This is a genomic window from Winogradskyella marincola (genome assembly GCF_029624125.1).
Lineage (GTDB): Bacteria > Bacteroidota > Bacteroidia > Flavobacteriales > Flavobacteriaceae > Winogradskyella > Winogradskyella marincola.
Genome location: NZ_JARSBN010000017.1, coordinates 1 through 3498 on the forward strand (window position 1 = coordinate 1; position 3498 = coordinate 3498).

The 3498-nt window shown below is 32.3% G+C and carries 4 protein-coding genes; all 4 read right to left on the minus strand.

Going from position 1 to position 3498, the window contains the following annotated elements:
- Window positions 1–218: 218 nt before the first annotated feature.
- On the minus strand, window positions 219–1100 hold the full coding sequence (locus tag P7122_RS15715; RefSeq protein ID WP_278006753.1) for a hypothetical protein: 882 nt from the start codon (window positions 1098–1100) through the stop codon (window positions 219–221).
- A 157-nt stretch (window positions 1101–1257) separates the two neighbouring features.
- A complete protein-coding gene (locus P7122_RS15720) occupies window positions 1258–1617 on the minus strand; it encodes a hypothetical protein (RefSeq protein ID WP_278006754.1) in 360 nt (119 codons plus the stop codon).
- Between the two features lie 494 nt (window positions 1618–2111).
- Window positions 2112–2609 carry a hypothetical protein gene (locus tag P7122_RS15725; RefSeq protein WP_278006755.1) on the minus strand — a complete coding sequence of 166 codons (498 nt, stop codon included), beginning with the start codon at window positions 2607–2609 and terminating at the stop codon, window positions 2112–2114.
- Between the two features lie 149 nt (window positions 2610–2758).
- Window positions 2759–3406 carry a hypothetical protein gene (locus P7122_RS15730; RefSeq protein ID WP_278006756.1) on the minus strand — a complete coding sequence of 216 codons (648 nt, stop codon included), beginning with the start codon at window positions 3404–3406 and terminating at the stop codon, window positions 2759–2761.
- Window positions 3407–3498 lie beyond the last annotated feature (92 nt).

Here is a 3498-nt window from a genome sequence, read left to right on the forward strand (position 1 = left end):
ATACCGTCTGATTACTTTGTCGTTTTTATACATAATGTTTAAAATTATGTAGCCTTTATTCAGGACGGGTCAAAATGAGGTACAACGGTCTCGGCTATGAGTAGTTGCGTGGTTTAGCGTTTAACTTTGCAAGTACGCACCAAACTGAAAATCCGCAAGGATTTTCAGAAGTAGGCGAGAACAAGCAATTACTTATAGCCATTGTTGTGCAACGTTTTTTATTTCAATTTATTTAATTCTTCATACTCTTTTCTAGTATATAAAAGTCCTTTTGCTGTCCTTGAACCTAAAAATTTCTTTTCAAAAGAACTATCTAAAATCCATTTTTCCTGTCCATTATTATCTATTTTTCGCCATTTTCTTATTAAATAGTCTTCGTGAGCAAATTCATCATTACTTTTCTTAAGGATATTGTCTAAATATTCAAAAGCTAATGTGAAATTTTCAAAAGATTCCAATACTGTTCCCCATAATTCTTTGCGGTCATTTTTGTGAACCTTAAATTGAGATTCATAGATAGGTTCTATATACAAACCTTCTTTTATCAAAGTTGCTTTTATTTCTTTTTCTGTCTTAAATCGACCATTATCTGCATCTATACCTCCAAAAACATCGTGTTCAACAAAAAAACATCTTAATTTAGAATATATGTAATTCGGTCTTGAAGCTATTCGTTTTGCTTCTTTCCAACAGTCACTAAACCAATTACATTCCATATATCGGCATAATTCCCATTCGCTTATAAGGTCAAACGTTTCCGTATTAAACCATTCATCTCCATCTGGACCTTGTATAAATCCTTTATCTTTAAAAATTTTCTCTAATTCATCCCAATGAGTTTCAAGTTCAAAGTCACTATTTATAGTGGTATATTCATTTGGAATAAGATTAGACCCAGGATAAGCAACATAAGAGAAAGAAAAAGGTTTGTCAAATTCAAATGTCACTACTTCCAATTCATATCTATCTCTTGCAGACTCATTTATGAGTAATTCGAAATCTGTCTTAATAAAGTTCACTAAAATATCAATTAATTCCTTTTTCTTTGGGTTAAGAATTATGTCATTAACTTCTTGTAAATAATTTAATTGATTTCCCATTTCTTCTGTTATTAGAGTTCAGTTGGTTTGGTTAAATGTTGCACAACGGTCTCGTATAACCGTCAGTTACGGAATTAAAGTTAATGTTTTTTGGTTAAGCACTGACGTAAGCAATTCCGAGTGGATTCGGACGTAGTCGAATCCGCCGTAATTGCGGTTATACATTGTTACCCAACGTTTTTTTTATTCCGATTTTGTTTTCAATCCAATCGTGAAAGTAAATTACTATTCCGATTATGATGTGAAAACCAATTAATATTTGTCCTAACAATTCAGCCGAACCTTTGGAACTCAATCCAAATATTCCTGAAACAATGTGATAACCAGCTAATAAAAATAATCCAACATTAGATTTACTACTCAAAACCCATATTATTAAAATAAGTTGAATAGTTAGTCTTCCAATTTGGGAAGGTAGTCTTTCAGTTCCAACCTTGTTATAAACTAAAATAATTAAGATTAATTCAATTATCAAGGTCAGAATTATAGCTAAAATTAATATAGGTCTTTGTTTCATAGTCAAAAGTTCCGTTCTAATTCGTAATTAGCTGTAAAGGCTATCGTCATCATTATTGTTATGTACAAAAAGGGAATAGCACTTACCAAAATCCAAATCAGATTATTTTTTAATTCCGATTTATGCTTTGAAATCAAAAATATAGTGTTGATTAATGAACAGAAAACTCCACCATAAAAAAGAAGCAACGAAATCAGACTCCCATATTGATAAATCCAAGTTCCTCGATAGAATTGAACAAAATAATTTAGTAGCATTCCTATCAAACAAATTCCGATAATCAGAATTCCACTTTTTTTAGTCCAATTTATGTTTCGAAGTGTAATGTTCAATGTTTTGTCAAATGTTGGGTAACGGTCTCGTATAACCGTCAGTTACGGGTTAAATTAGCTATTATTTTCGGTTTAGCACTGACGTTAGCAATTCCGAGTGGATTCGGACGTAGTCGAATCCGCCGTAATTGCGGTTATACATTGTTGGCAACTGGCTTTTTTTCATTCAGTTAAGTGGCTAATGTCAGATGCTGCGTAAAAATAAGATAATCCTGTTCCATCTCCACCTATTGATTCACTGTCAGCAATAGTTATTTTTAATTTTGGCAAAAGATAATTTCCTTTTTCTGTTTCCGAGTATTCAATTCCGTTTTTTTCAAATTGTTTAATAAAATCCGAGATTTCATTTCCAAAATCAAGTCGAATATTGTCAATTAAAATACTAAAACCAGAATGTACTTCCAATTCCGTTAATTTATTGTCTTTGTTGTAATTCAGGAATATCATATCATTTTTAGAGTTCAGATTTTCGTAAATATCTCTTTTTTGGTGAATATTCATACTTTCGTCTCCATCAAAAAATTGAGCTACGTCAATTGTTCTGTCATCCTCTTTATACTTTTTTCCGATTTTTTCTCTAACAGAATTTCTTTCGCTATTCCATTCTATTTTCACAGAATTCAGAATGAAGCCTTTATTTGGTAAATATTCTATGTCCATTTTTTCAGCTTGTTGCCAACGGTTTTGTGTATGGCTCGTTGCGGGAAATCAGCTATGATTTTCCGCCTTGACCGAAAGATAGCAAATTGCAATGAATTCCGATTAGGAATTCAGCCGCAATGAGCTATACACGTTGTTGTGCAACGTTTTTATCCGCAATCTATACATTCCTTTTTTCCTTGACAATACACTCCACAAGATTTTGAATTTACAATTCCAGAATTATTTACGGTAACTAAATATTGTGTGTTTTCTAAAGATTCCAAAATAACCAAACTTCCTGTTGAATTAGATTTCATCAAATAAAATTCAAATCCGTCATTTGTTTTTCGGTATGAACCACCTCGTTCATCACAATAATCAATTCCAAATTCCTTGATTTGCGTTAGCAACAGAGCTTCTTCCATTGTGTCAATTTTACCAAGGAAAAGTTTTAAATCTTCAGTATTTTTTATTTTAGATACCTGTCCATTTTCTACCGCCATTATATAATATGCGTAAGTGGCGTGATGTCCGCGAACAATAAAACCTTCTTGATTATAACTTAAATTCATCAGGTTGCGGTTTTCAGTCATACCTTGTTCGTGAAGTATGTCCACGTGTTCGTGGCCTCCATTACTTGACCTTAATAGCGCCCAATATTCATATTTTTGATTTGGATTTAGATTTCGACCAATATTTTCAATCACATCAATTTTCCAATCAAAATCGATCTTCTCAAATTCAGGTTCTTTCTTGCAACCTATGGTAGCAAAGATTATGGTTATTATTCCAATAAGTTTTGAAGATTTTCTCAATGTTTTTCTAATGTTGCACAACGGTCTCGGCTATGATTTCGTTGCGGAAAAATCCGCAGGATTCTTTCCGCCGTAGCCGAAAGATAGTAAAA

Coding starts and splice junctions, on each gene's coding strand:
- P7122_RS15715 (WP_278006753.1), bottom strand. CDS start 1,100: ATGGGAAATCAATTAAATTATTTACAAGAAGTTAATGACATAATTCTT.
- P7122_RS15720 (WP_278006754.1), bottom strand. CDS start 1,617: ATGAAACAAAGACCTATATTAATTTTAGCTATAATTCTGACCTTGATA.
- P7122_RS15725 (WP_278006755.1), bottom strand. CDS start 2,609: ATGGACATAGAATATTTACCAAATAAAGGCTTCATTCTGAATTCTGTG.